Annotated in this window: 1 protein-coding gene; it reads left to right on the top strand. The window is 57.3% G+C overall.

The window, feature by feature from the left end:
* The coding region (locus AM629_RS21335) for a type VI secretion IcmF C-terminal domain-containing protein (RefSeq protein WP_276525723.1) at positions 1–791 on the top strand (791 nt) is incomplete at both ends.

Here is a 791-nt window from a genome sequence, read left to right as displayed (position 1 = left end):
TATGGGCGTCTGGTCGCGGCCAGTCTGGGGGGACAATGGCAGGGCCTGGGGCAGACGCTGTTTGTGCAGCCGTTAACGCAGGCGTGGCAGGGGATACTGAAACCGGCAGCGGCGAATCTGAATAGGCAGTGGCAGACGGCGATAGTGGATAACTGGAATAGCGCTTTTACCGGGCGTTACCCGTTTGCGGGTGGGGATAGTGAAGTGTCGTTACCGATGCTGGGGCAGTTTATCCGGTCGGATTCGGGGCGGATAGAACAGTTTCTGAACCGTCAGTTAGGCGGGATACTGCATAAAGAGGGCAACCACTGGGTGCCGGACAGCGTCAAGGGTCAGGGATTACCGATTAACCCCCAGTTTTTGAAAGCGGTGAATCAGCTCAGTCAGTTATCGGATGTATTGTTTACGGATGGCAGTCAGGGCTTGCGCTTTGAGTTGCGGGCGAGAGCGGTACGGGATGTGGTGGAAACCGACCTGACGATAGACGGGCAGAAACTGCGTTATTTTAACCAGATGGAAAGCTGGCAGAGTTTTCGCTGGCCGGGGGAGACGTACAGACCGGGGGTAATGCTGACCTGGACCAGTGTGAATGCGGGGTCACGTTTATTTGGGGATTATGAGGGGAACTGGGGGCTGATCCGCTGGCTGGAGGGGGCGAAGGTGGAGAGGCTGGATGAGAGCCGCTATCGGTTAACGTTTGTGGCGCCGGATGGTTTACCGCTGACGTGGATTTTGCGCACGGAAGTGGGCCGGGGGCCGCTGGCATTGCTGAAACTGCGGGGTTTTAAGTT

It is taken from the genome of Photorhabdus heterorhabditis (assembly GCF_001280945.1).
GTDB classification, from domain to species: Bacteria; Pseudomonadota; Gammaproteobacteria; order Enterobacterales; family Enterobacteriaceae; genus Photorhabdus; species Photorhabdus heterorhabditis.
Note: the sequence above shows the minus strand (reverse complement) of the source record. Positions and strands in the feature narration are given on the sequence as shown.